Source organism: Desulfosporosinus meridiei DSM 13257, assembly GCF_000231385.2.
Classification (GTDB): domain Bacteria; phylum Bacillota; class Desulfitobacteriia; order Desulfitobacteriales; family Desulfitobacteriaceae; genus Desulfosporosinus; species Desulfosporosinus meridiei.
The window spans coordinates 573,318-598,394 of record NC_018515.1; the positions used below are offsets into that span (position 1 = coordinate 573,318).

Here is a 25,077-nt window from a genome sequence, read left to right on the forward strand (position 1 = left end):
ATAAAATATTGTAAAGCAAACTCATGAAGGGGTTGCGGAGACCATGGAGGTTTGACTCATTAGAGTCAACTTCGTGGTCTTTTAATTTATAGAGGACAGCATATTTCAGATTTGTCTGGAAATGAGACAACAATAATAATAAAAGGGTGAATTTATGGATATTCAGAAACGCATTGAAAACCACTGGCAAGGTGCGGATCATCGGTACAATGACTATATTCATGGAGAATTAAACAGCTTTAAAAAAGATGCTTGGATCCGGCTGATTGAGGAAAACCGTCCTCCGGGCCAAAGGCTTGTAGTATTGGATGTCGGCACCGGTCCCGGTTTTTTCCCTATTCTCCTGTCGGAAATGGGACATCAGGTAACGGCCATCGACTGCACCGAAAGCATGCTGGATAAGGCACGGGAAAATGCTCAAATAGGTGGATTTGAGGTGTCATTTCATCTGCAGGATTCCCACCAACTGGATTTTGACGACAATAAGTTTGATATGATTCTCTGCCGGAATGCCAGTTGGCTGTTGTATGATCCGCCTGCAGCCTACCGTGGTTGGCATAGGGTTTTAAAGCCCGGTGGCCGACTGTTAATCTTTGATGCCAACTGGTATCTGTGGTTGAATGACAAGAAGCTGCGAGAAGAATATGAACGGGACCAGGAGGAAGCGGTTCAGGCAGGATATCGTTCTTCTTATAACCAGGATGTGAAAGATGAGGGAGTTAATATCGGGAAAGAGCTGTTCTTCAGCAGTCGCCGCCGACCTCAGTGGGATGTTCCGACCTTGCTTGATCTGGGCTTTGGCAAAATATTTATTAATGATGATATCACGGAGAGTGCTTTCGATGAGATTGAAAAAATTCGCTATCGCACATCTCCTATGTTCATGATTCGGGCGGAAAAAACAAAGTGAGTTGAATGAGGATAACCTTTTCCGGGTGCTGTTAAGATGCTTGAGAACAATGCGAGGAAGGGTGAGAATAATGCATATCCAAAAACAGATTGAAAACTACTGGCAGACAGCTAATGAGCGGTACAACGAGACCATTCAAAAGGAATTAAAGGGTGTTAAAAAGGAAGTTTGGGTTCAACTTCTGAATGAGAATCGACCTCCGGGAGAAAAACTGGAGGTCCTGGATATCGGCACGGGCCCAGGTTTCTTTCCCTTGCTCCTTTCCGAGCTGGGGCATCGGGTTACGGCCATCGACTGCACAGAGAGCATGCTGGCTACAGCCCGGGAGAATGTTAAGGCGGCAGGCTTTGAGGTTTCTTTTCATTTAATGGATGCCCATAAGCTGGCCTTCGAGGACAACTCCTTCGATTTCATTCTCACCCGCAATGTCACTTGGCTGATGTATGACCCCTCTGCCGCTTACCGGGAATGGCACAGAGTCTTAAAGCCCGGTGGCCGACTGCTGATCTTTGACGCCAATTATTATTTATGGCAGCAGGACAGTCAGTGGCAGGAAGAGTTTGAACGGGACCATGACGAGGCGGTTAAGCTGGGCTTCAAAAAGTTTGATAAAACCAGCGTGGAAGAGAGCAACAAGATTGCAGAGGATCTGTTTTTTAGCAAGATCCGCCGGCCCCAGTGGGATATCCCGGTTTTGCTCAGTCTGGGCTTCGGTAAAATCTACGTGGAGGGGGATCTCAGTGAGAAGATCAGCGACGAAATCAGCAAGGTACGCTACCGTACTATTCCTCCATTTATGATCAGGGCTGAAAAAACTGATGTCAGATACCTTTATGGCCTGGATAGACAGGATTCCCGGTCTTAAAGATAAGTCTTCCAGAGGGTTCTAATTGAGAAGGAGGGACTTAGAAAGTGAAAATGAAAACAAAAACGATTAAAAGCAGAGTGATTCTCTATCTGTTGCTGATCAGCAGTGTCTTCACCCTTAGCGGCTGTATGGGAGGCAAAACGGAACAAACCGGAGCGCAGAAGAACATTCCTCAGGAACTAACTATTGCCAGAGTAGGGGATGTGGGAACCATGAACCCTCATCTCTATGACAGTGATATGGGAGCCCAGACCCTGGTTTATGACCCTTTGGTGAACCTGGATAAGGCAGGAAATATTATTCCCTGCTTGGCAGCTTCCTGGGAGTTTAAGGACGAGGGACTGAGTCTGGCCTTTCACCTGCGGGAAGATGTGAAATTTTCCGATGGCCAGGAATTTAATGCTCAAGCGGTTAAACAAAATTTTGAGGCCGTCCTGGCCAATGCCAAACGGCATAGCTGGCTGCCTATGATCGATAATCTGAAATCCGTCGAAGTCACGGCTCCCTATACCGTGGTTATGCACTTTAAGAATCCTTATCCCTTTACCCTGCTGGAACTGACCATGGTGCGTCCAGCTCGCTTTCTAAGCCCGGGAGGGTTCGGAGCGGATGGTGTTGCTTTTGAAAAGCCTGTAGGGACAGGCCCTTATATCTTAACAGAGTATGTGAAGGATCAAAGAGCGGTTTTTGTCCGCAATGAAAATTACTGGGGGGAAAAGCCTAAGTTAGAAAAGATAACTATCCGACCGGTTCCGGACTCCAATGTGCGTTTAAATGCCCTCATGGCCGGAGAGGTGGACTTAATCGTGGGCAGCGGTCTGAAAGCCGTCTCTTATCTGGATCTAAAAAACCTGAAGGGTAATGCCAATCTGCAAACTAAAGTTGAAGTGGGAGATATCGCTCAGTTTCTACTGCTGAATCCCAGTGCTGAGTTTCTCACCGACAAAGCAGTCAGAGAAGCTATATGTCTGGCTATTGACAAACAAGAAATTAATCAAATTGTTTATGAGAATATGGAAAGTGTGTCCGACACCATGTTTTCTACCAAGGTTCCGGAGATTCTGGGGAAAGTCAAGGGACCGGGAAGGGATCTGGAAAAGGCCAAGCAACTTTTGGCCTCTGCCGGTTGGATCGATTCGAATGGAGACAAATTTCTGGACAAAAACGGTAAGACCTTAGAGATCATGTGCAACATACCCTCCGACGCACTGCCCACCAAAACCTTAGCAGAAGTGGTCCAGGCCCAACTCTCACAAATTGGAATTAAAGTCAAGATCAGCTCTGTGGAGTCTGCGGTCTATTATGAGCGCAAAGAATCCGGCGAGTTTGGCATTATGCCGGATTTTTCCTGGGGTGTTCAATATGATCCCCAGAGTATCTATAAGTCCTTTCGAGATGTCAGGCCCTTTTTAGGAGAAATATTCCAGGGCGAAGCTGGTTCCTTATTCAAACAGGCTCTCACGACCATGGAACCGGCTGAGCGGAGAATTAAGTTCGACCGCATCGCCGATATTTTCATGAACGAGGAATACATTGTCATACCTACCACAGTTACCCCCAATGTGGCGGTATACAATAAGAAAGTTCAGGGCTTCGACTTCTCGGCCAATGCCTGGGAGTTAAGTATTGGCTTGTCTAAGGTGGAAATTGTCGAATAGATGAGGTATTGAGGTAAGATAAGCGTGTTTAAATATGTTTGTAAGAGAGTAGTCTTTCTGTTCTTTGTGATGTTCGGGGTGTCGTTGCTAACCTTCGGGATGGTGCATCTCACCCCGGGAGATCCGGCGGAAATCCTTTTGCGAATGGAAGGAATTAATGCCACACCGGAGGCAGTGGAAGCCTTACGGGAGAAATTGGGTTTAAACAATCCGCTGCCCGTTCAATACGGCCACTGGATCAGCAAGGTTCTGGGGGGGGATCTGGGAGTTTCTTTTGAAACCGGCCGACCGGTCCTGGAGGAATTGGGGCAGCGGTTACCTGCCACAGTGGAACTGACTGTCGCCGGGACTATGGTGGTACTCCTGGTTTCCTTACCTCTTGGCTTATTGTCGGCGGTTTATAAAAACACCTTGGTAGATCACATAGGCCGCTTTTTTGCTTTGGTGGGCGCCTCAGTGCCTTCCTTCTGGCTAGGGCTGATTTTAATTTATTTTTTGGCAGTGAAATATCAACTGTTGCCGGTCATGGGGAGAGGCAGCCCAGCCCATCTGGTTTTGCCGGCCTTGACTCTGGGGCTGGGAATGTCCGCTACGTATGCGCGTTTGCTGCGGGCCAGCATGCTGGAAATTTTAGGGCTGGACTTTATTCAGGCAGCCCGGGCTCGCGGGCTCACAGAAAACGCGGTTTTGTTGGGACACGCCTTTAAAAATGCCCTCCTGCCGCTGGTTACCGCTTTTGGAATGAGTTTGGGTCATTTGCTGGGCGGAACAGTCATCGTCGAGACAATTTTTGCCTGGCCGGGGATGGGTCACTTTCTGGTGGATTCTATTTTTGGCCGAGATTATGCTGTTGTGCAGAGCTATGTTCTCTTGATGGCCTTTATTTTCGTCATCCTAAATCTCCTGGTGGATATTTCTTATGCCTTTATTGATCCCCGGATGCGTGTGGCGAAGAAGGGGGAGGATCAATGAAACTGAAAAACTTACTGCGTGATCCCCTCGCCTTGCTGGGATTAATCTTAATTGTAGTTATTCTGGCAGTAGCCATAATGGCCCCTTGGCTGGCTCCTCACGATCCTCTGCAGTTTAATACAGCCCACAGGCTGGAAGGGCCTTCAGCCAGTTATCCTTTGGGAACGGATCATCTAGGCAGGTGTATTCTGTCACGGATCTTGTTTGGGGCGGGGAGCTCACTAAGCATAGCCTTTCTGGTCTTAGGCCTGACTTTATCCGTAGGAACGTTGGTTGGTACTCTGGCAGGGTATGTAGGAGGCAAACTGGATGATCTGATTATCAGTATTATTGATGTTCTGTTGGCCTTCCCGGGTTTGATTCTGGCCTTAGTCATTGCCGGGATGCTGGGCCCCAGCATCACCAATGTCATGATTGCCCTAGCTGCTGTCCAGTGGGTTGGTTATGCTCGGATTATCCGGGCCCTGGTAGCTTCAATGAAAGAAAAAGAGTACGTTCAGGCTGCCCGCGCGGGAGGAGGCACCCATTTATCCCTGGTTCTGCGGCATATTTTGCCGAATGTATTGTCTCCGGTTATCGTCTTGGCAACCTTGGATATGGGCTCAACCATTCTGGCTATTTCCGGCATGTCTTATTTAGGGCTGGGTGCTCAGCCGCCTGACCCGGAATGGGGAGCTATGCTTAATGACGGTCGTCCCTATATGTATACGGCCCCCGCGACCATGATTTTCCCCGGTCTGGCTATTTTAATCACCGTCTTGGCCTTTAACTTATTGGGAGACGGATTGAGAGATCTTTTTGATCCGCGAGAAGTACAAAAGCAGGAGAAGCAGGTGACTGGATGAAGAGGACAGAGACTATTCTTAAAATAAGTGACCTCCAGGTGGCCTTTGAAAGGGGAAAGAGGAGTCTGCCTGTAATTGAAGGGCTGAATCTGGAGTTGTTGCGGGGCAAAGTTTTAGGGCTGGTGGGAGAGAGCGGCTGCGGCAAGAGCATGACCGCCCTTTCCGTTCTGCGCCTGTTACCCTCGGGAGGGAGAATTACAGGCGGGGAAATCTTGTTAGATAATGAGAATCTCTTGGAACTTTCTAAGGGAGAGATGCGCCGAATTCGGGGGAAAAGAATTGGGATGATTTTTCAAGATCCCAATTCGGCCCTTAACCCGGTGCGAAGGGTTGGCAGCCAGTTTATAGAGACCTTGCAAACCCACTTGAGCCTGGAGCGGCCAAAGGCCAAAATGATGGCGGAAAGTATGTTAAGCACTTTAGGACTGTCAGGTCCGGAGCGGTTAATGAGATGCTATCCCTTTCAATTAAGCGGAGGGATGCGGCAGCGGGTGATGATCGCTTTAGCTCTGTCTTTACAACCGGATGTTTTGCTGGCTGACGAGCCCACCACAGCCCTGGATGTCACCGTACAGGCTCAAATTCTGGCCGAAATGAAAAAACTGCAGGATCAGTTCAAAACGGCAATTCTGCTCGTATCCCATAATCTGGGGGTAATTGCTCAGCTTTGCGATGAGGTAGCCGTCATGTACGGAGGGACTATTGTAGAGACCGGCACAGTGGAAGCGCTTTTTACCCAGACAGCTCACCCATATACCCAGGGCCTGCTCTACGCAATTCCCCATTTATATAAAAGCAGGGGTCAAACCCTCAGTATCATTAAAGGCCAGCCTCCTGAAGCCGGCCGGATTCCCCAGGGCTGTCCCTTTGCTCCCCGCTGCGGCGCAGCCCTGGAGATTTGTCGCCGGAGCCGCCCAACCTTGCAGCAGACAGGTGATGATCCGGGGCATCAAAGGGCCTGCCATTTCCCCTTGACCTGGACAGCCAAGCAACATACAGCCCAAAGCCTAAGCAGGAAGGTGGTGTCTTCGTGAAGCAAGCCCTGCCTTTGCTGGAGGTCTTAAATTTAGCTAAATATTATGAGGAAGAAGGCGGCGGGTTTAAGCAGAGGCGGAAAAAACTCCGAGCCCTGGACGGGGTTTCCTTTGACCTGAAGCAGGGGGAAACTCTGGGCTTGGTGGGGGAAAGCGGCTGTGGAAAAAGTACCTTGGGCCGTCTGCTGGTGCGCTTGGAAAAATCTGATCAGGGGCAGATCCTTTATGAGGGGACAGACGTCACAGCCTGGCAGGGAGAGAAGCTGCGCCAATGGCGGCGGAATGTGCAGATGATTTTCCAAGATGCCTTCGCCTCTCTTAATCCCCGTTTATCCGTAGAGGAGATTATCCGGGATCCCCTGAGAAATTATGAGGGGCTGGGAGCCAGAGAGATGGTTGGCAGGGTAGAGGAATTACTGGAAATGGTGGGACTGGAGCCGAGTGCTCGCTTTCGCTATCCCCTTGAATTCAGCGGGGGGCAGCGCCAGAGGATCGCCATTGCCAGAGCCTTGGCCCTAGGGCCCCGGCTTTTAGTATGTGACGAGTGTGTGGCCAGTCTGGATGTTTCTATTCAGGCCCAGATTCTGCAGCTTATCCAGTCCTTGAAAGAAAAGTTAGGGCTTTCCCTGCTGTTTATATCCCACGATCTGGCGGTTATTAACTATATCAGTGATAGGGTAGCGGTAATGTATTTGGGCAAAATTGTGGAGATCCTGGAGTCAGGTACTCTGGTCGAAGAGGCCAGACACCCTTATACTCAGGCTCTGTTTGCTGCTGTTCCTCTCCCCGATCCTGCCCAAAAGAGTGTTGTGCCGCTCCTACTTCAAGGAGAGCCACCTAATCTGATAAATCCGCCCTCCGGCTGCTCCTTTCACCCCCGTTGCCCCCAGGCTATGGATAAGTGCCGGCAAGAGGAACCGGCGGTCAGGGAGATATCTCCCAAACACTGGGTTGCTTGTCATGGGGTTTCCTAACACTTGTGGCTGAGTACAGGCAGTAAGAAAAGGAATTACCTTGATGAGAACATTAAGGGGCAGAAAGTTAAATGGAACTGTACCGTCATCAGTAAGGAGAGCCGCCTAAAGGTAAATACCCATAATGGTGAGAAGAAAGGTAGGAATGTATGGGAGCCTATGGACGATTGCTGCGTTATGTGGCAGCTATTAGAAGTGAAGTCGCGTTAAAAGTTCTGATCGGTGTGGCAATCAGCGCAACCTATATCGGACAAGCCCTGGTCATGGCCAAAGCTGTTTCTGTGGTATTCGTCGGAGGAAGTGTCGCCGACATCTCCAGGTATCTGGTCATTGCCCTGATGGCCGTTTTTTTGAGGGGATACTTGACCAGGGTGATGGAGAGCTACAGTAAAGTTATGGCGGCCAAGGTAAAAAACAAAATTCGCCTGACGATTTTTGACAAGATCCTGCGCCTGGGACCCAGCTATCTTAACAATAAGAGAAGCGGACGGGTTCAGTCCCTGGTTTTAGACGGTATTGAATCTCTGGAGCCTTTTCTGGTCTATTATGTTCCTCAGATTATCACCATTTCCATAACCGGTCTAGCTATCGGAATTTATCTGACGCTGCTGGATTGGGTGACGGGAGCCATCATAATCGTTGCTATGCTGCTGTGTGTGATTGTCCCCTACTTGACCGTACCTCTGGTTAGCCGAAGCATTGTTACTTATTGGAGTTCTTACGCTATGCTCAACGCCCAGTATGTGGATGCCATGCAGGGGATGACCACCTTGCAAGCCTTCAAAGCCAGCCGAGTCAAAGGGGTGGAGCTGGCAGACAATGCCTTGGCCTTTTACCGGCAGGCCATTCGCAATACGACCTTTTCCCTCATCGATTCCGGTCTGATGATGATTCTGACTTCTATAGCAGCTAGTATCACCGTAGCCATTGCCGCTTTCCGAACGGATATAGGAATTATTCCAATCATAGCGGTCTCCGCTTTCTTGTTTCTTGCCGTGGAATGCGCCCGGCCCATGGCGGATCTGAATAATTATTGGCATAACAGTTTTTTGGGCTTATCCGTGGCCAAGGAACTTTTTGAGATTGTCGATAAAAACTTGGAGATTATTGAAAAGGAAGAACCCGATCGAACTTCTTTGGATCTAGGGCTTCCTTCTGTACACTTCAGCGAGGTGATCTTTGCCTATCATGGGGGAGGAAAACCTGCCATCAACAATGTGACCCTGGACATCAAAGCCGGTGAGACCGTAGCACTCGTCGGAAGATCCGGTTCGGGCAAATCGACCATCGTCAACCTTTTGCTCCGCTTTTATGACCCCTCCCAAGGGAAAATTCTGATCAACGGTGTGGATATTAAAGACTACTCCATCGAGTATTTGCAAAGCAAAATTGCCGTGGTCTTTCAGGATACCTATCTTTTTCAGGGTACTATTGCTGAAAATTTACGCATGGCCCGGCCCGACGCCGATGACAACACAGTGATGGCTGCCGCAAAATCTGCCGGGGCCCATGACTTTATCATGGCTCTGTCCGATGGGTATCAGACTATCATCGGAGAGCGGGGTGCAACTCTCTCCGGAGGGGAGAAGCAGCGTCTGGCCATTGCCCGTGCTATTCTGAAAGATGCCCCGCTGCTGATTCTGGATGAAGCTACTTCTAACGTGGATGCCAAAAGCGAAGCCTTGATCCAAAAAACCCTGGAATCCCTCACTCGGAACCGTACGACCATCATCATTGCCCACCGGCTCTCCACCATTCAACATGCCGATAAGATTTATGTTCTGGATGAAAGCAATCTGGCAGAAACAGGAACCCACCACGAATTACTGCAATTGAAGGGTGTCTATGCTGATTTGGTAGATGCGCAGAGAAGAGGGGATGGCCATGAATAATTCAATACAGAGTCAAGGGGACCGTGTAAAAAACACCTTTTTGCTTATAGTCTCTATGAAGCCTTACTCCTTAGAGATGGTCCTCACCATCCTCACCGCCTTTCTTAAACATATTTCCACCATTGGTGCCGCAGCCCTTGCCTCCTACATGGTGGGCGTGGCCATGATGGGGCAGTTGAAAGCAGAGTTCGGAACACTTTTTGCATATTTATGCCTGTGCATCCTTTTGCGGGCCCTGATGTTTTACGGAGAAATGTGGTTTGGCCATGATGTGGCCTACCGTGTCTTAAAGGATTTCCGAATTAAACTCTACGCAAAAATCGATAAAATATCACCCTCTTTTCAATTAAATAAACACTCCGGCCAAATTGGCTCAACCCTAATGAGTGATGTGGAGTTACTGGAGTGGTTCCTGGCCCATACCTTTGGCACCTTCCTAGTGGCCTCGGGTGTCACAGTGCTGATCCTCTTTTTTCTGGCCCAGATCCACATCATCTTAGCTGTATTGATGCTCCTATTCGCTGTCTTGACCAGCTGGACCCCGTTTATACTGCAAAAACGCGCGGATAATCAGGGCTCGGAGGTGCGGGAAAGGTTGGCGGAAGCTAATGCGGTGACGATTGAAGGGGTTCAGGGTTTGAGAGAACTTTTGTCTCTGAATTATTTGGAACGCTACAAATTAAAAAACAAAGCCTATATGCAAAGGCTCTATGATGCTCAATTACAGTATGGCAAGCGCCTAGGTACAGAAAGCATGTTGATGCAGATCTTTATCGGCGTGTTTACCGTCATAGTCATGGGAGTGACCGCCAGCTTTGTGGCCCAGGGGACTATAGAATTTACGATTTATCCCATGGTGCTCATCTTGTCTGCCTTGCTGTTCAGCCCCATTATCGAAGTGTGCGGTGCGGCCCGTAATCTAGGTTTGGTGTTTGCCGCCGCTAATCGTATCCAAAGGGTGCTGAATACTGAACCCGGCGTCCAAGACCATGGTCAAGCCATTGATATTGATAAGCTTCCCTATAATGTCAGCTTTGAAAACGTCTCCTTCCGTTATCGTGAGGATTTAGAGGAAGTACTGCACAGCGTAAGCTTTGAAGTAGAGCAAGGCGAAACCGTTGTCTTGGTGGGTCCCTCGGGAGCGGGAAAAACCACCTGTGTCAATTTGTTGCTGCGCTATTGGGATGTGCTTGATGGAGCAATAAAAATCGGCGGTCGAGATATCCGGGAAATGTCCTTGGATAATCTCCGTGATCTTACTTCCGCAGTTTTGCAGGACGTCTATTTGTTCAATGTCTCGATCCGGGAGAATATCCGGCTGGGGATGCCGGGCGCCAGTGATGATCAAGTGAAAGAAGCGGCCAAAGCAGCTTATGCCCATGACTTTATCATGGGGCTGCCACAGGGCTATGATACGGTAACCGGCGAGCGGGGCTTTCAGCTTTCCGGCGGACAGCGGCAGCGCATAGCCATCTCTCGGGCAATTCTGAAGAACTCACCCATCTTGATTCTGGACGAAGCTGTTTCCAGCTTGGATACGGAAAACGAACAGTATATTCAAAAAGCCCTGAAGGAACAGTCGAAAAACCGGACGACGTTGGTGGTGGCCCACCGCTTGTCCACCATTATGGCAGCGGACAAACTCGTGGTTATTAATAAAGGCCGGGTAATGCAGGTGGGAACTCATGCGGCTTTAATCAAAGAAGAGGGCTTCTATAAAAATCTTGTGGCTGCTCAATTTGGGAAATGAAGATAATATCCAAAAGCCTATTGACTAAGATTGAAACTATATGATATACCTACTTGTAAGGAAAGCCCTGAAACAAAGGGCAGGTTTCCTAGCTATAGATTAATTTTGGGATGGACCCAAAAAAGCAGCTGTTTCAAGCGCTTTTTTGGGTTTTTTGTTTTCTTTCCGAGAGATTTCAGAGCCGTTTTCAGCAGATTTCGTATGTTGAATTTCCTAGGCAGAGTTCGGCATACTTTTTGGCACTTCTCCTTCTACTTTTTGCTACCAATATCGCTATGGGTGTTGGTGGCACCTTTTTGAAAGCAAGATTCGAAAGGTTAAGGATGGTGAAGTGAATTCTGTGCTGAAAATCCTCAGGCAATTCTTTGTAAAAAGAAATGGGTAGCGGGCTGTGATTCGATGGTATGTCCGAAGAAGTGAGGTTGGAAACAAGATGAAAGCAAATACGGTTCTGATCACGGGTGCTTCCAGAGGAATTGGCAAGGCTACTGCGGAAGCGTTCGCCCAACAAGGATATCAGGTGCTGATCAACTTCAACAAGTCAGAGCAGGAGGCGGTTGCTTTATATGACAGCTTCAAGAAAAAAGAATGCTCTGTTAAGCTATTTAAGGCAGATGTCTCAAAAAGAAATGAAGTTGAAGCAATGATAAACTTTTGTGTCAATGAATTCGGAAGGATAGATGTCCTTGTCAATAATGCCGGTATAAGTCAGGAAAAATTATTCGTTGATATAACAGATGAAGACTGGGATCAAATGATAACGATTGATTTGAAAAGTGTTTTTCTCTGTTCGCAAGAAGTTTTAAGATATATGATCTCTCAAAAGAAAGGGAAAATTATTAATATCTCTTCCATATGGGGAATGGTTGGAGCTTCTTGTGAAGTCCATTATTCTACAGCCAAAGCAGGTGTCATTGGGTTAACAAAGGCATTGGCTAAAGAACTGGGGCCTTCGAATATTCAGGTCAATTGTATTGCTCCGGGTATCATTCAAACAGATATGCTTTCTTCATATAACCAGGAACAGATAAATATGTTTAGCGAAAATACTCCCTTAATGAGATTAGGAAGTCCCTGGGATATCGCTATGTGTACTATTTTCTTAGCATCTCATCAAGCGGATTTTATTACCGGTCAAATCATTAGTCCAAACGGTGGTTTTGTTATTTAGATTGAGCCTGTTTTTAAATATGAAGGGTCCTAAATCCGAGGAGGAAAAACAGTGATATTAACACGTGATTACATAACCGGTAATCTCAGTGAAGGGGTTATTACAGCTGATCTTTCCTCTTGGGAAGAGTATGCTGATTTGGTAACAGGGAGACTATTGAACACAGCTAACTATATCTGGCGGGGCCAGAGATCTCCTGAATGGTTGCTGGAATCAACTTTGGATAGATTGCTGAAAAAGTACGATAAAATGGATAGCTTAAGGCAGCTTAAAAGCTTCAGGTATGGGATCAAGGGCAGGCGGGAATTGAATGCGGAAAAAACCCAAGCGGATGATGACTGGTGGGCCTCAGGTCTGCATTACAGCCTTGTCACACCTCTTTTAGAATGGACAACCTCGCCCTTTATCGCTGCCTATTTTGCTTTTCGTGAGAAGGGTGATGGACAAGATCGAAGGGCTATCTATTCCTTTGCTCAAAGAGCAGTCATTATTAAAAACAAAGAGTTAAAGATGAAGAATCCTAACGCCAATGAAGATGATTTATGCGTTAAATACCTAAAACCTTTGAGGGAAAATAACTCCAGGTTGGCTAACCGGAGCAGTTTGTTTACAAAGTCTCCGATAGGGGTAGACCTTGAGCAGTGGGTAAGGGGAAATTTTGGCGGCAGCAAAGCCAAAATAGTTTTAGTAAAGTTGACGCTGCCTAACAATCAAAGAACCAGCATTTTAAAAGCTATTCACAAAATGAACCTGCATGAACTGAAATTTCATACAGATCTCCGAAAGCAAAAGAACACTGATTAACAAGGCAATGAAGTATTTGCGAAGACTATGGAGGTTTGACTTTTTTAGTCATGTTTTTCTAAGTCTTTTTACCTATAGGATAAAAGGGTAAGGAAGTGTAAATTAATGATTAGGGTTGCAATTTTTAGTTGCCCAAAAGTAACCAATAAAATGGGATGCTCCAGTTCTGATTGCCTAGATGAACTTAGAAATAGACAAGGATCATATACGACATACGATAGCTCGGAAAACCTTGAGTTGATAGGAATGATCAATTGTCCGGGATGTCCTGCCGAAATTGATTCTCAAAGGATAATTAATCAAATTCAATATCTTTCAAAGTTTAAAGTAAACAAGATTCATTTCACTAATTGCATGAGTTTATATTGCGCTTTCAGATACAACTATCAAGTTCTAATTGAAGGTAGGTTTCCAAATATTGAAATTGTACAGGGTAAGTATGAAACAGTAGCGCTTTCCTGTAGTTCTAAGCCATTAGCCTCTGGTATGATGTAGTAAAATTTGATATAGTATATCGCCTATGTTTATGATTCGGGCGGAAAAGCTAATGAACGATCGTAACTGGGAATTTGGCTGCAGATTAAAAAAGATAATATCTCCAAATCTATTGACTAAGTAAGAAACTATAGGATATACCTACTTGTAAGGAAAACCCCGAAACAAAGGGCAGGTTCCCAAGCTATAGATTAATTTTGGGATGGACCAAAAAAAGCAGCTGTTTACAGCACTTTTTTTGGTTTTTTTGTTTTTATTTCCCCAGGGATATTTCAAATCTGATTTCAGTAGATTCCGTATGTTGAATTTCCTAGTCAGAGTTCGGCATACTTTTCATTTCTTCTTCTACTTTTTGCTACCAATATCGCTATGGGTGTTTGCTCAAATGTATCAGCGGCATTTTTCAAGGGCAAGGGGATATTCTTCTGGATGGAAAAAATCTAAAAACCCTGAAAGCACAGGACATAGCTAATCAGATCAGCTACCTCTCCCAAGAAGGGTGCGGTAAGCCGGTGTTGAGTGTTTTTGAGGTGGTTCTACTGGGGAAAGTTCATTCTCTGTCCCTGAAGGTTAAGGATGCCGAAGTGAATTCTGTGCTGAAAATCCTTAGGCAATTAGGCATAGAAGACTTAGCTTCCAGAAATATTGGCGAGTTGGAATGGATATATCGCAAGCCCTAACCGTCTTGCCTTTAAACCTAAAGCTTATATTAATCCCTCAGCCTGCAAGAAGGGTTGTAATACCGCCCGGTTGCAGGCCACTCTTCTCTCGAGGGAGATATACTCAAGCAGGGGCAGCTTTGTCTTGCATTCTAATAACTTTTGGTTGCAGAGATCATAAAAGGGACATCAGACATCAAATACTCTTCAAAAAGACCAGGAAGCATGACCCGGCATAATGTCAGGCTAAGACTTCCATGGTCCTTATTTATGAAAAATTTTGTTATACTATAGCCAAAATGATGCACCTGATGTCTTGGGTGCTTAAATGCCTTTAGTATTCTACATGACCCCTGCGGTTGTTTCCGCAGACACATTTCTGAAGCTCAGAGAATCGAGTCGCGGCTGGGTGATCATGGTAAAACCCACGCGACGTTCGAACTCGGTTCTGGACGAACTCAATAAACTAAATGCTGAACAAGACACAAAAGCCCTTGATGAAACGATAGTTTACGCATTTGATTTGGTGTGGCACAGCGGAGGCTGCCCGAAGTTCGAATATGAGGAGCAGATCTGGCAAGAAGACCAACCCCTGGAAGAGGCAATCAAAGAATATACCCTCCGCATTTCTTCTACCCATGAGCTTTCGGACAGTGACAGGGAAAGAATCAGAAAGTATCTCGAAAGTATTGCCGTCGACGGGATCGTCCATGAGATCACCAAGACCACTATTGTGGCTATGTATTGGCAGGTGAACTGTAAAAACCCTGAATAAATAGGTAAGGAGCAGAATTATGAAAATAACGATCTTATTAAAAGAAGTTGATCTCATTGGACTTTCAGAGATCAAACCTGGCTCACCTATTTTCTCATCGAAGAAAGCTTTGTAATACTTTGGTTCAAGGCTATAATTCTTTTAGGACAGGATTCCAAAGTGAATAAGCATTTCTTTTAAACGTTTCTGCAATTCCTGAGAGTCATCGCCTAGACCTTGAGGTATTTCGGCACGAAAACGTTGATGCGCATGGTTGTCATATCATTTGCCTTGCGGTATTTATCGAAATCGATATCTTACCCATGTCACCAATTCGTTGGATTCGCTCCGGCTCAATCCTAGAGGGTTCCAAAGCCCAATATAGATAGCCTCTGCGATATCTGTTCCTTGAGTGTTAATATTTAAATCAGGGACAGATACGACATAACTTGTCTGTGTAGGGGTGAGAACAATAGGGCATGCCATAATCATTTTATTCACTCTTTTTTGGTTGGCGACGAGGTTTATATTAAACCCCGTCGCTTAATGATTTTCTTTGCCAGTATGTCATCAATCCTGGTTGTCTTGAGTTGTCTTGAGATCGGTTGATTATGTTTTGTTTTTCGCATAAGAGCTAAAAAGAGAATACGGGTTCGCAATAACATATCTCTTGACAAGAAGCCACCGTTTATCCGGTGGTTTTCGGCTTTTCATCAGTAGAAGTGGGTAAAATAGTTAAAGAAACATCCTGCATCTCAATATACTCACATTCTCCGTCACGTTGCGCATCCTGCAGGTCATTGATCGCAGTTGTGACTGCGTTAAAAAGTGCGTAATACATTTTTTTATAATCAGCCATAGTTACCACCTCTTGCTCCGTTATCGGAGCAATTATAGCATGATTGCCCCCTATAATCAAGGTAAATGTGCTCCGATATCAGAACTAAGAAAGGAAATAATGTTATGGGACAAAATATCAAAGCGAATAAAAGTATCGGCGATAACATTCGTAAATGGAGAGGCACCAGGGGCCTGACCCAAGCGGAGCTTTCGGCCAAATTGCAGATACATGGCTGCGATATTTCGCGGGGAACACTGGCGAAAATTGAGGCTGGTATCAGGCATATTTCTTCTAATGAGTTACAAGGGATAAAGGCAGTATTAGAGATAACTTACGACGATTTTTTTACGAGGTGAAACGAATACTATTTTCAATTTACGCTGTCACCTTATGACCGCACTATAGAGCAAAACCTGCGTGATAAGCTAACTAACTATTGAGGATACCTTTATGGAGTTTTTCCAACAAATCGGTAAAGAACGTGCCGTGTCTTGTGGCGTTATGACCCGATTGTGCTCAACGATAGTTCGACTATTCTTGTAGTAGCGCAGAGTAAAACGGAATAGGATTCTCTTCAATGATAAATTTGAGAAACAAAGCCGGAATGTCGATTATCTCAAAGAACCTGATGAATTCTTTTCTGATAGTCATTTGTATTTTAAAGATGATGGTAATCCAGGGTTTGCGGACTATTCGGTCATTGGAGACGAATATCTTGAAGGCGGCTTTGCCCCGTATGCAGTTGCTATCCATATCGTGTACTTTGCAAAAAATGGAGAACAGAGAGTAAGGCACTTTGTTTCTGATTCAAATGAGGATATAGCCAACCCCGCCAAAAAATTCTATGAAGCGGTTTCCAAATTGGCGACATGGTATAAGACAAAACCTAAGCCGGTTGAATTGACATTGGGGCTAAAAACATTGTTGGATCACTATGATAATCAAACATATCCAGGACCTGGAAGCGTGAAAAAGCTGTCCTTGATGCATCACTTAGAGTTAATGGGAAAATACTTGAGCGAGGTTGGTTAATATGTATTGCTGTACCAACTGCTTTAGGGACCCTGAAATCAAAGGGATTATTCAGGGTTACAATGTTAGCGGCAATTGCAGCTTTTGCGGACAAAGGAATGCCCCTACATATCAAATCGGCACAGATACCAATTTGTCCGATTTATTTGATGAATTGCTGGATGCCTATACTACAGAGGCAAATTTGCCGGAGACTTTCCCCAAAGATAGTACAGACTTGATGAAGAACATTCTCTATTTTAAGTGGAATATCTTTAATGTTGTGCCGGACTGCATTTATAGATTAATTACAAGCATCTGCCATGAAAGATATAGTGAACAACCCGAGTTGTTTGAGGCTCCCGTTGGACTCAAAGTTAAATAGATTTAGTTACGCCGCAGGGAATTCTGTCGGCGTTTTGAATTTTTAGCGAAAAGAAAGATGATAACTGTTGATATCAGGATTATAAAGAAGAAATGCATTTTCGGCCTGTGGAAATTATTTTCTTTCATTAAAAAGTATTGGGGGCGGATGGGCCTCGCTGTGGGGAGCGGGATTCTCAACCAAATTGCAGCCATAGCTGCTTCTGCCTTAGGAGCATATTTGACAGGTATGGCTGTCTTAGGTCGGGGTCAGGACAAAATACTAGTCTTGCTGGCGGTATTGGCCTCCCTAATCCTTGCCAGAGCAGTGATGTATTATTTTAGAGATGTGGTTTGCCCATTATGTGGCCTATGGCGTACTGGCGGATTTCCGGGTTCTGCTTTATAGAGCCTTGGAAAGAATCGCCCCGGGACACCTGATCAACAGGCGCTCCGGAGAAGTGGCTTCAGCTTTGATGGCTGATGTGGAAATTCTGGAATGGTTTTATGCCCATACCTTTGGGGCTTTCCTGGTGGCAGTGATTGTACCCCTCATTGTTCTTTTGGCCATGGGATTTGTCCATTGGGTCCTGCCCCTGATCCTTATACCCTGGATTCTGCTGGTCTGCACGGCACCTTTTTGGCTAAGAAAAAAAGCCGACCAACAGGGAAGCTTAGTCCGTACTTATTTGGCTGGAGTAAATGCTGAAATTGTAGATGGAATTCAGGGCCTGCGGGAAATTCTTTCTTTTGGTTTTGAAGGGGATTATTTAAAGAAGCTGGATCAGAGTACTAAAGTCTTAAGCAAAAGTCAGCTTGATTATGGCAAGAGACTGGGGACTGAAGGAGACATAGTGGATGCCTTTGTCTCCCTGGGAATGCTCTGCATGCTGGTGACTTCCGCCAGCCTGATCGGTTCGGAAAAACTGGAACCCGGGTGGTTTCCAGTGGTTGTTATTATGTCGATTTATGTCTTTGCTCCGGTGACGGGAATTGCAAAAATGGCCCGCAACTTTGGCTTGATTAAAGCAGCCAGCGCCAGAGTATTCAGTTTCCTGGAAATGAAGCCCACATGGTAGTAGACCATAGTGATTTTGTGCCTGATAAGCTTGAAGCCTGGATTAATTTTAAGAATGTGGATTTTCAGTATGGAGAAAATCTTCCCCAAGTATCGAAAAAGGTCTCCTTTAGGATTAATAAAGGAGAAACCGTTGCATTAGTCGGCCATTCAGGTGTCGGGAAGTCCACCTGTGCCAACCTGTTGTTGAGATTCTGGGATGCTTCAGGGGGGGTGGTGGAAATTGGCGGCTATAATATTCGGGATTTTACGCAGCAAACCCTCAGAGAGATGATCTCCTATGTTCCCCAGGATGTTTATTTATTTAACATGTCGGTGGCTGAAAACATCAAACTCGGTAAACCGGATGCTTCAGAGGAGGAAATAAAAAGAGCGGCTAAAGAAGCCTTGGCCCATGAATTTATTGAAAAACTTCCTGAGGGCTACGATACTAATCTCGGGGAGAGAGGTTCCCAACTATCGGGAGGACAGAGACAGAGAATTGCCATTGCCAGGGCGCTCTTGAAAAATGCTCCCATCTTATTGATGGATGAAGCGGTTTCCAATCTGGATACTCAAAATGAACGGGAATTACAGGAAATACTCTTGAAATTGCGTAAGGATAAAACAACCCTGATAATATCCCACCGTTTGTCGACAATTTTATCAGCAGACCGGATTATTGTTCTGGATAAGGGTGAGGTGGCCGAAGTAGGAAGACACGATGAACTTGCCAAAAAAGGAGGAACTTATTATAGGCTTCTCGGCTCTCAGAGAGACGGAATTGTGGCCTAGTTTACGTGGGGCAAAAGCTGCTGTTGCCCATGACTTCTGGGTTATGCAGGTAGGAACTCATAAGACGCTGATTCAAGAAGAATAGAGAAGTCATTGAATAAGTAGCAAAGCCGCGGGATTAAGATCCGCGGCTTTGCTGCCTGATTTGAAGCAGTGAACACTCAATCGGGAAGTTTCGGTTAAGTTACTGTTATTCTTGAAAGGGGAGGTGGCGCACAAATATCTCACTTAAATTAATTGTTAGAGCGTCAAAGATGCTAGACGTTATTCGATCCTCTGTGGAATAGACTTCTGGGCGTCCATACTTGTGGTCAACCAGTTTGTGTATCACAATAGTTTCGTTTTCTGGATAGACGATCCAGTATTCTAAGACACCTGCTTTTTCATATAAGTAGAATTTCTCCTTAAGGTCTCTTCTCAAAGTAGAAGGGGAGATGATTTCTATCACGAGGTCTGGGCTTCCATTGCATCCCTTTTCATCAAGTTTGGAAGGGTCGCAAACAACAATGATATCTGGTTGGACTACATTCGAAGTTTCTTCATCTCTTTCATTGGCAAGAGGTAACCTCACATCAAAAGGAGCAGCATATACTTCACAGGTCTTGCCCCGTAGGTGATTGTGAAAGATAGTTAGTAGTTCTACTAGAATCTTTTGGTGGATGCGTGAAGGAGCAGGAGTCATACTGAAGGCTACACCATCAATAATCTCCCACCGCTGATCTTCTGGCCAAGTTAGGTAGTGCTTGTATCTAAAAACTATACCAGTTTTGCTTATCGTTTTTGCCAAAAAAGATCACTTCCTTCCTATACCTAATCATATTATACCATTAATACCCAATAGGAAAAAGCTAAATAAGATATTGACAGCTAATTCCACAAATAAGACTTGAATCATTTTAGAGAAGTGAGAAAATCTCGGACAGAAAGGATTAATAGAACACTGCCGATTCTTTTATTTTTTCTTCCCCCGACTAATTTTCGGGGGAACTTTTTTGTACTAAATCAGTAGGAAGACCATGTCTGCATGAAGAGTAATCCCTGCGAAACAGTGTCTGCAGGAAGGGCTAATACGTGCGAAGACAGTGTCTGAAAGAAGGGTTGATACGTGCGAATACAATGTATTCGTGTGTGGGTGCCAGCTGGGTTTTCTAATTGGAATGATTGTCCTCACTCAAAAAAAGTTTAACAGGGATACAAGAAAGATAGATGGGTATGGTAACCTATTCTTAGAGGTGAGAACATGACGATTAAGTTGCTGTTAGTTGAAGATGATCAAGAGATACGGGAAATCATCACCGATTATTTTACAGAGAAAAGCAGCGGGACCTTCAGGCTGGATTCGGCCCGGAGCGGGGAAGAAGGCCGGCAGAAATGCCTTGTGCAGGAATATGATTTAGTGCTGCTGGATGTTAGCAGAAGATGGACAGCAAAAAGAGAAAAGGATTAAGGTTGGAGATTTAGTAGTGTTTAAATAAATCTATTTGGGTACTGTTCTACCGTCCCTCTGAGTTTGGAGGAGGCAGTCATAAATCAGACCTTCCAATAGATCCAAGCAGTTTTTGTCTGAACCCTCTCTCGCACAAACCCATCAGAAGACATATGTTCGAGATAATTCTTAATTAGCTTGTTTTGATCATCAGCGGGGTCATTTCTAAGTTCAAAAAGTGTGCCATAATACCTACTAGCTTCTTCGATTGAGCGGACATGCTCTCGATCAGTATCCACATAGGTAATGTGGGGATAATAGCCCATTAGCCAAAGAATATTAAAAATACAGTAGACTGTGTTAACATAAAACTTTGGATCTTTAAGTTGCAGGATTTCCGTGCGAATAACGTCCTGAACAGAGTCGGAACGACTTACAAAATTAGACAAAAAGCAGTATCCTTTGCTGGCGGCGATCATCTTCTCCAGAGTGACTTGATCATGAATTCCTGGGCTGTTGATGGCTGTAACCATGTCAAATCGCTTTTTCCAACCGTATTCCTCAAGGTTTACCTCATCCCAATTTAAGTTTTTAAAAGAGATATTGGTCAGGTTGGCGGCTGCAGCGTTTTTATGGGCATGATCCAGCATCTTAGAGGATATGTCCAGGCCGGTAACGACACGGGATGTCTTGGCAAATTCAACAGCAAATCCTCCCGGACCGCAACCGATATCCAGAACACTGCGGTCTTTAGCAAGAAGATTATGATCAGACATGAATTTAATGATTTTTCCAATTCGTTGATCGGGAGTTTTTGGAGAAACTAATTTATTGAACTCATCCGCCCGATTGTCCCAAAAGGCCGTAGCAGAGGCCCTGGCAACCTTTCCTTCGCTCCACAGATCGGTGTAATGCTGTATATCCATCTCTCTACCACCCTCTAGAATAGTCCTTGAAGCAGTCCAGGCACACTTTTTTGCTGTCATTCATGCGCAGCTTGTGCTCGGGAACCCCTTCTCCGCAATTCTCACAAATTACGGTAGTAAAGAGTCTGGCCTTTTCGGGTAACTCAAAGGACGGCTTGGAGAAGTTAAAAAGTTCTTCAGCAGGTGAGTTTAGAAGATATTCTTGACGTTGCTGGCGATCCATTTCTTCATTTAAAGGCTTTACTATCATTCTCAGGCTTTCGCCATTGGAGCGGTTAAAAAAGCTGAAGGCCATTTTGCCTGTGCCTTTGTACAAAAGATTCCCTTTACCAAAAGTACAGCCGGTGATCACCTGTACAGCATCAACTCCGCAAGCATCGTTTTCAGTGACGCAGACAATTTCTTCATCCGCAGAAAACCGAATCCCCAGCTTCTTAATGGCGGCTTCGCAAGCTTTGTAGCCGATTGCCAGCCCTGGGCACTCATGCCCGTGAAATTCTACTGCTCTTTCCCACTGTGTTTGGACTCTGCACATAAATTTAATCCCCCTTTTTCATATTAAATTTCATAATAAAAAAGACCAAGGGAAAACTGACCTATCCAAGTCAGACCTCCATGGTCTTCACCAACACCTTCATGAATGGGTGTACTTATGATAAAAATTAGTATTCTACAAGATCCTTTGAATTCCTGCCGGAAATTTTCAAAATAATTAAAACGATCAATAGAGGAAAGGCAGTATTACATAAAAATGTTTTTCTGAGAAGATATTTTGGGCTATACATTTTTTGCTATTTCATGGTAAGATGAAATTACTGGAAGCTGACGCGGAAAGGATTAATACCGTAATGCAAACTCATGAAGGGGATGCAAGACCATGGAGGTTTGGCTCAGTAGAGTCTGCTTGGTGGTCTTTTATTGTGTTAAAGGGCAGCAAAACCCTAAGGGCAGATGCCTGAAGGCGTACACCTCCCCAAAAATTTGGAGCAAAAAATGAGGAGAGTATGATGCGGATAGCAGTTATTGACGGACAGGGCGGAGGTATTGGCAAACATATTGTGGAGCAGCTGCGCAAGCGATTCCCTGAACTTAATATTCTGGCCCTGGGAACAAATGCTCTTGCTACGGGTGCAATGGTGCGGGCAGGAGCTACAGAAGGGGCTTCCGGGGAGTCGGCCATTTGCTACAATGCAGATCGGGTAGACATTATTGTTGGATCTATAGGAATCATGTTGGTCTACGGAATGTTGGGAGAAATAACCTCCGGCATAGCTGCGGCTCTTTCTGCCAGCCAAGCAGAAAAGTTACTGCTGCCCATCCAACGCGGAAGCATTCAGCTGGTGGGCATACCCCGCAGCCCTCTCCCTCACCAGATAGAAGCTTTGGTGAACGAGGTGGAGGAACGAATGAGTACCAAATAGTAAAGGAGTATAGAGGCTTCAGTCTATACAGAATCTTCTGTTTTGTGGTAATATAGACAAAATAATACTGGAATAAGTGATTCTTTCCTGAAGGAAGGAATTGAAAAGGGAAGTCAGTAGAAGCTGACGCGGTGCCCGCCACTGTATGAGGGAGTTTTCTCACCTGTGTCACCGGAAATGTTTCCGGGAAGACGTGAGCAGACGATGATCTTGAGCCAGGAGACCTGCTTAAGCCAGGGTTAAAACTACCTTACGGGGTGTTAGGGGGGTGGACTTTGTTTTCGGGTTACTGTAAGTACCTGATGCAGGTTAAGCTTTTTACCCTTTCAGGGAGGTAGAGAGCTTTTTTTATTGTTCTTCAAACTAAACTTCGCGACTTGTCATTTTTAATTTAATTGATGACTCTCCTCTGAGGCGGGGAGGATCTCAAGCAGACCTATGATTTGAAGAAACGGAGTGAAAGCAATGGACATGCAAAATAGGATTGAAAAATATTGGGAGGGGGAAGCCTCCCGCTACAGTGAAGGAATATGGCAAGAGGTGAACAGCTTTAAGAAACTAGCCTGGTCAGATTTGCTTGAGCACTATAGACCGGCGGGTAATCCCCTAAGAGTGCTGGATATCGGCACCGGACCAGGTTTTTTTACTCTCCTGACGGCGGAAATGGGGTTTAATGTAACGGCTGTAGACTGTTCCCAAAACATGCTGCTGGAAGCGCAGAAGAATCTGGAACAGTTGGGTTTGCATGCAGAATTCCTGGTCATGGATTCTCATACGCTTCCGTTTGCCGATAATACCTTTGATCTGATTCTTTGCCGAAATCTGACGTGGACTCTTTATGATCCTCAGACTGCCTACAGAGAATGGTATAGGGTTCTCAAGCGTAGAGGGAGGTTGCTGGTTTTCGATGCCAATTGGAGCTTGCGCTTGCACGACCCCGAACGACAGGCTAGCTACCTGGAAGACATGGCTGAGGCTGAACGGAGAGGGATTCATCGCCCAGGACATGTTGACCCGCAAGAAGGGGAGCGGATAGCCAAAGATCTCTTCCTAAGTTCCCGCCTGCGTCCTCACTGGGATGTAGGTGCTTTGCTTGAAGTGGGATTCAAAGAAATTTTTATTAACACAAACATTTCCGACAAGGTTTGGAATGAGGACGACAAGGTTGTGTATAGGTCTACCCCTCTGTTTTTAGTCGGTGGAGAAAAATAAACCCTCTTCGCAATAATCCTTGCAGCCTGCAAATCCAAAGAAATAGTTCCTGGAAAAGAAAAGACCCATGGTTTTTACTGTGGGTCTTTTTAAATACTGATCAGAAAGTATAACTTGCGTTGCATACTTTCAGCAGCATAACTGCAACTAAGGCTTCCGCCTGTGTCCGAGGACTGCAAGGAGGTTAATTCGTGCAAAGACAGTGTCTTTGGGCGCAAGCCAAGTTTTGTATATCAGCAAAACTCCGCAAGGATGGAAAAGTCAATCAAAGGTTGCTTTGCTATAATGTAGCTGTGAGGTGGTAAAAGCATGAACTACAAAACGGATATGGAACGATGCCTCAACTACATCGAGGCTCATATCTGTGAGGACATCTCGCCACGCCGGCTGGCTGAGTTGCTGGGGTATTCATTTTACCACTTTTGCCACGTTTTCCGAGTTTGCAATGATATGCCTGTAGGTGAATACTTACGCAAAAGGCGTTTGCAAAAAGCGCTGGAAGCGCTTGACAATGGGGAACAGATCACCAATATTGCTTTGGCCTTAGGCTTTGAGACGCCCTCCGGATTTTCCAAAGCCTTTCGCCGGGAATTTGGCATGAGCGCAAGCACATACCGCAGGTCCAAGGGCCAGAGGATAAAAGGTAACAAGAAAGGGGAAAAAGACATGCAGGTAACCATAGCCCAAAAAGACGGGTTTAAGGCAGTAGGCTATTCCATAGCACCGAGAGAAGGGAATAAGGCAGAGCTCATTAAATTGGGAGCTTATTGGTTAGGTTCCGATTTTTCCTCAGTAAGTTATGAGGATTACGACAAACTGGCTGGAGGTGGAGCCGATCAGATCGGCATGTGGTTTCATCCTGAAGAGAAAGACGGTGATCTTTCCTACTTCTTCGGGCCGGTGGTGGATAATTTTGATTTTGTCCCCCAGGGTATGGTGACTGTGGAAGTTCCGAGTGCGGAGTATGCCGTATTTACCACTGATCCTGCTGATTTGGCCAACGATAAGCAAGCTTTTGCCGAGGTAATCCAAAGGACATTGAGATATGTTTTCGAAGAGTGGTTTGAAAAAAGTGACTATAGTTTTGATCAAACAAAGTATGCCTTTGAGTTCTATACAAATAGAAACGGGGGCATGGATTCCAATCAGGCTGTAGCCGATATTTATATCCCCATCAAGAAAAAATAAATTAGTTGCTTCGAGGCACAGATTCGTGTTGGCAAAGGATTGGTTGCCAGC

At 45.4% G+C, this 25,077-nt stretch carries 27 protein-coding genes, 1 pseudogene and 1 riboswitch; of the genes and pseudogenes, 24 read left to right on the forward strand and 4 right to left on the reverse strand.

Features of this window, described 5'->3' with window-relative positions:
- The first annotated feature begins 154 nt into the window (after positions 1-154).
- From DESMER_RS02665 to DESMER_RS02735, 14 genes are all read left to right on the forward strand, one after another.
- Positions 155-910: a class I SAM-dependent methyltransferase gene (locus DESMER_RS02665; protein ID WP_014901520.1), complete on the forward strand. Its 756-nt coding sequence runs from the start codon at positions 155-157 to the stop codon at positions 908-910.
- 70 nt (positions 911-980) lie between these two features.
- Positions 981-1,775: a class I SAM-dependent methyltransferase gene (locus DESMER_RS02670; protein WP_014901521.1), complete on the forward strand. Its 795-nt coding sequence runs from the start codon at positions 981-983 to the stop codon at positions 1,773-1,775.
- Between the two features lie 53 nt (positions 1,776-1,828).
- Entirely contained in the window at positions 1,829-3,436 is a 1,608-nt protein-coding gene (gene nikA, locus DESMER_RS02675; RefSeq protein ID WP_042334209.1) for a nickel ABC transporter substrate-binding protein, read from the forward strand.
- A gap of 24 nt (positions 3,437-3,460) precedes the next feature.
- Entirely contained in the window at positions 3,461-4,408 is a 948-nt protein-coding gene (nikB, locus tag DESMER_RS02680) for a nickel ABC transporter permease (protein ID WP_014901523.1), read from the forward strand.
- Positions 4,405-5,253, forward strand: a complete 849-nt coding sequence (gene nikC / locus DESMER_RS02685) for a nickel transporter permease (RefSeq protein WP_014901524.1) — start codon at positions 4,405-4,407, stop codon at positions 5,251-5,253. Before nikB ends, nikC begins: the two co-directional genes overlap by 4 nt.
- Positions 5,250-6,287 carry an ABC transporter ATP-binding protein gene (locus DESMER_RS02690; RefSeq protein WP_014901525.1) on the forward strand — a complete coding sequence of 346 codons (1,038 nt, stop codon included), beginning with the start codon at positions 5,250-5,252 and terminating at the stop codon, positions 6,285-6,287. The genes nikC and DESMER_RS02690 overlap by 4 nt, the downstream gene beginning before the upstream one ends.
- Entirely contained in the window at positions 6,284-7,261 is a 978-nt protein-coding gene (locus DESMER_RS02695; protein WP_014901526.1) for an ABC transporter ATP-binding protein, read from the forward strand. Before DESMER_RS02690 ends, DESMER_RS02695 begins: the two co-directional genes overlap by 4 nt.
- 149 nt (positions 7,262-7,410) lie before the next feature.
- Positions 7,411-9,153 carry an ABC transporter ATP-binding protein gene (locus tag DESMER_RS02700; RefSeq protein WP_014901527.1) on the forward strand — a complete coding sequence of 581 codons (1,743 nt, stop codon included), beginning with the start codon at positions 7,411-7,413 and terminating at the stop codon, positions 9,151-9,153.
- Positions 9,146-10,903, forward strand: a complete 1,758-nt coding sequence (locus tag DESMER_RS02705) for an ABC transporter ATP-binding protein (protein ID WP_014901528.1) — start codon at positions 9,146-9,148, stop codon at positions 10,901-10,903. The genes DESMER_RS02700 and DESMER_RS02705 overlap by 8 nt, the downstream gene beginning before the upstream one ends.
- Positions 10,904-11,336: 433 nt before the next feature.
- Entirely contained in the window at positions 11,337-12,074 is a 738-nt protein-coding gene (gene ymfI, locus DESMER_RS02715) for an elongation factor P 5-aminopentanone reductase (protein ID WP_014901529.1), read from the forward strand.
- Positions 12,075-12,125: 51 nt separating this feature from the next.
- Positions 12,126-12,878 carry an FRG domain-containing protein gene (locus tag DESMER_RS02720; RefSeq protein ID WP_014901530.1) on the forward strand — a complete coding sequence of 251 codons (753 nt, stop codon included), beginning with the start codon at positions 12,126-12,128 and terminating at the stop codon, positions 12,876-12,878.
- A 105-nt stretch (positions 12,879-12,983) separates the two neighbouring features.
- Complete coding sequence (locus tag DESMER_RS02725; RefSeq protein ID WP_014901531.1) at positions 12,984-13,373, forward strand: CGGC domain-containing protein; 390 nt, start codon at positions 12,984-12,986, stop codon at positions 13,371-13,373.
- Between the two features lie 377 nt (positions 13,374-13,750).
- Positions 13,751-14,053 (forward strand): ATP-binding cassette domain-containing protein, encoded by a 303-nt coding sequence (locus DESMER_RS23465; protein ID WP_052314830.1) that lies wholly within the window; start codon positions 13,751-13,753, stop codon positions 14,051-14,053.
- Between the two features lie 307 nt (positions 14,054-14,360).
- On the forward strand, positions 14,361-14,807 hold the full coding sequence (locus tag DESMER_RS02735; RefSeq protein ID WP_242831035.1) for a hypothetical protein: 447 nt from the start codon (positions 14,361-14,363) through the stop codon (positions 14,805-14,807).
- Positions 14,808-15,474: 667 nt separating this feature from the next.
- Here DESMER_RS02735 and DESMER_RS23890 read toward each other — a convergent pair.
- Entirely contained in the window at positions 15,475-15,645 is a 171-nt protein-coding gene (locus DESMER_RS23890) for a hypothetical protein (protein ID WP_169315532.1), read from the reverse strand.
- Between the two features lie 104 nt (positions 15,646-15,749).
- Between DESMER_RS23890 and DESMER_RS02740 the strand changes: the two genes are divergently transcribed.
- From DESMER_RS02740 to DESMER_RS24235, 6 genes and pseudogenes are all read left to right on the forward strand, one after another.
- Positions 15,750-15,983, forward strand: coding sequence for a helix-turn-helix domain-containing protein (locus DESMER_RS02740; protein ID WP_042333305.1), 234 nt, complete (start codon positions 15,750-15,752; stop codon positions 15,981-15,983).
- Between the two features lie 208 nt (positions 15,984-16,191).
- Positions 16,192-16,659 (forward strand): annotated as a pseudogene (locus DESMER_RS02745) (sce7725 family protein); the annotation flags it as partial.
- A 1-nt stretch (position 16,660) separates the two neighbouring features.
- Positions 16,661-17,023, forward strand: coding sequence for a hypothetical protein (locus tag DESMER_RS02750; RefSeq protein ID WP_014901536.1), 363 nt, complete (start codon positions 16,661-16,663; stop codon positions 17,021-17,023).
- A gap of 147 nt (positions 17,024-17,170) precedes the next feature.
- Positions 17,171-17,410: a hypothetical protein gene (locus DESMER_RS24225; RefSeq protein ID WP_242831036.1), complete on the forward strand. Its 240-nt coding sequence runs from the start codon at positions 17,171-17,173 to the stop codon at positions 17,408-17,410.
- Positions 17,367-18,080, forward strand: a complete 714-nt coding sequence (locus DESMER_RS24230) for an ABC transporter transmembrane domain-containing protein (protein WP_242831037.1) — start codon at positions 17,367-17,369, stop codon at positions 18,078-18,080. Before DESMER_RS24225 ends, DESMER_RS24230 begins: the two co-directional genes overlap by 44 nt.
- Positions 18,074-18,853: an ABC transporter ATP-binding protein gene (locus tag DESMER_RS24235; protein ID WP_242831038.1), complete on the forward strand. Its 780-nt coding sequence runs from the start codon at positions 18,074-18,076 to the stop codon at positions 18,851-18,853. The genes DESMER_RS24230 and DESMER_RS24235 overlap by 7 nt, the downstream gene beginning before the upstream one ends.
- Positions 18,854-19,043: 190 nt before the next feature.
- Here the strand turns inward: DESMER_RS24235 and DESMER_RS02760 are convergent, their stop codons facing one another.
- The gene (locus DESMER_RS02760) at positions 19,044-19,640 is read right to left on the reverse strand and encodes a Uma2 family endonuclease (protein ID WP_014901537.1); all 597 of its coding nucleotides are present in this window, start codon (positions 19,638-19,640) and stop codon (positions 19,044-19,046) included.
- 453 nt (positions 19,641-20,093) lie between these two features.
- Between DESMER_RS02760 and DESMER_RS02765 the strand changes: the two genes are divergently transcribed.
- Positions 20,094-20,300, forward strand: coding sequence for a response regulator (locus DESMER_RS02765; protein WP_014901538.1), 207 nt, complete (start codon positions 20,094-20,096; stop codon positions 20,298-20,300).
- Positions 20,301-20,383: 83 nt separating this feature from the next.
- Here the strand turns inward: DESMER_RS02765 and DESMER_RS02770 are convergent, their stop codons facing one another.
- Complete coding sequence (locus DESMER_RS02770; RefSeq protein ID WP_014901539.1) at positions 20,384-21,205, reverse strand: class I SAM-dependent methyltransferase; 822 nt, start codon at positions 21,203-21,205, stop codon at positions 20,384-20,386.
- A gap of 4 nt (positions 21,206-21,209) precedes the next feature.
- Complete coding sequence (locus DESMER_RS02775; RefSeq protein ID WP_014901540.1) at positions 21,210-21,740, reverse strand: FmdE family protein; 531 nt, start codon at positions 21,738-21,740, stop codon at positions 21,210-21,212.
- Positions 21,741-22,212: 472 nt separating this feature from the next.
- Between DESMER_RS02775 and DESMER_RS02780 the strand changes: the two genes are divergently transcribed.
- From DESMER_RS02780 to DESMER_RS02790, 3 genes are all read left to right on the forward strand, one after another.
- The gene (locus DESMER_RS02780) at positions 22,213-22,626 is read left to right on the forward strand and encodes a DUF3842 family protein (RefSeq protein ID WP_014901541.1); all 414 of its coding nucleotides are present in this window, start codon (positions 22,213-22,215) and stop codon (positions 22,624-22,626) included.
- A 57-nt stretch (positions 22,627-22,683) separates the two neighbouring features.
- A riboswitch (cobalamin riboswitch) is annotated at positions 22,684-22,872 on the forward strand.
- A gap of 219 nt (positions 22,873-23,091) precedes the next feature.
- Positions 23,092-23,838 (forward strand): class I SAM-dependent methyltransferase, encoded by a 747-nt coding sequence (locus tag DESMER_RS02785; RefSeq protein ID WP_014901542.1) that lies wholly within the window; start codon positions 23,092-23,094, stop codon positions 23,836-23,838.
- Positions 23,839-24,147: 309 nt separating this feature from the next.
- Positions 24,148-25,026 (forward strand): AraC family transcriptional regulator, encoded by an 879-nt coding sequence (locus DESMER_RS02790; protein WP_014901543.1) that lies wholly within the window; start codon positions 24,148-24,150, stop codon positions 25,024-25,026.
- The last annotated feature ends 51 nt before the right edge of the window (positions 25,027-25,077 follow it).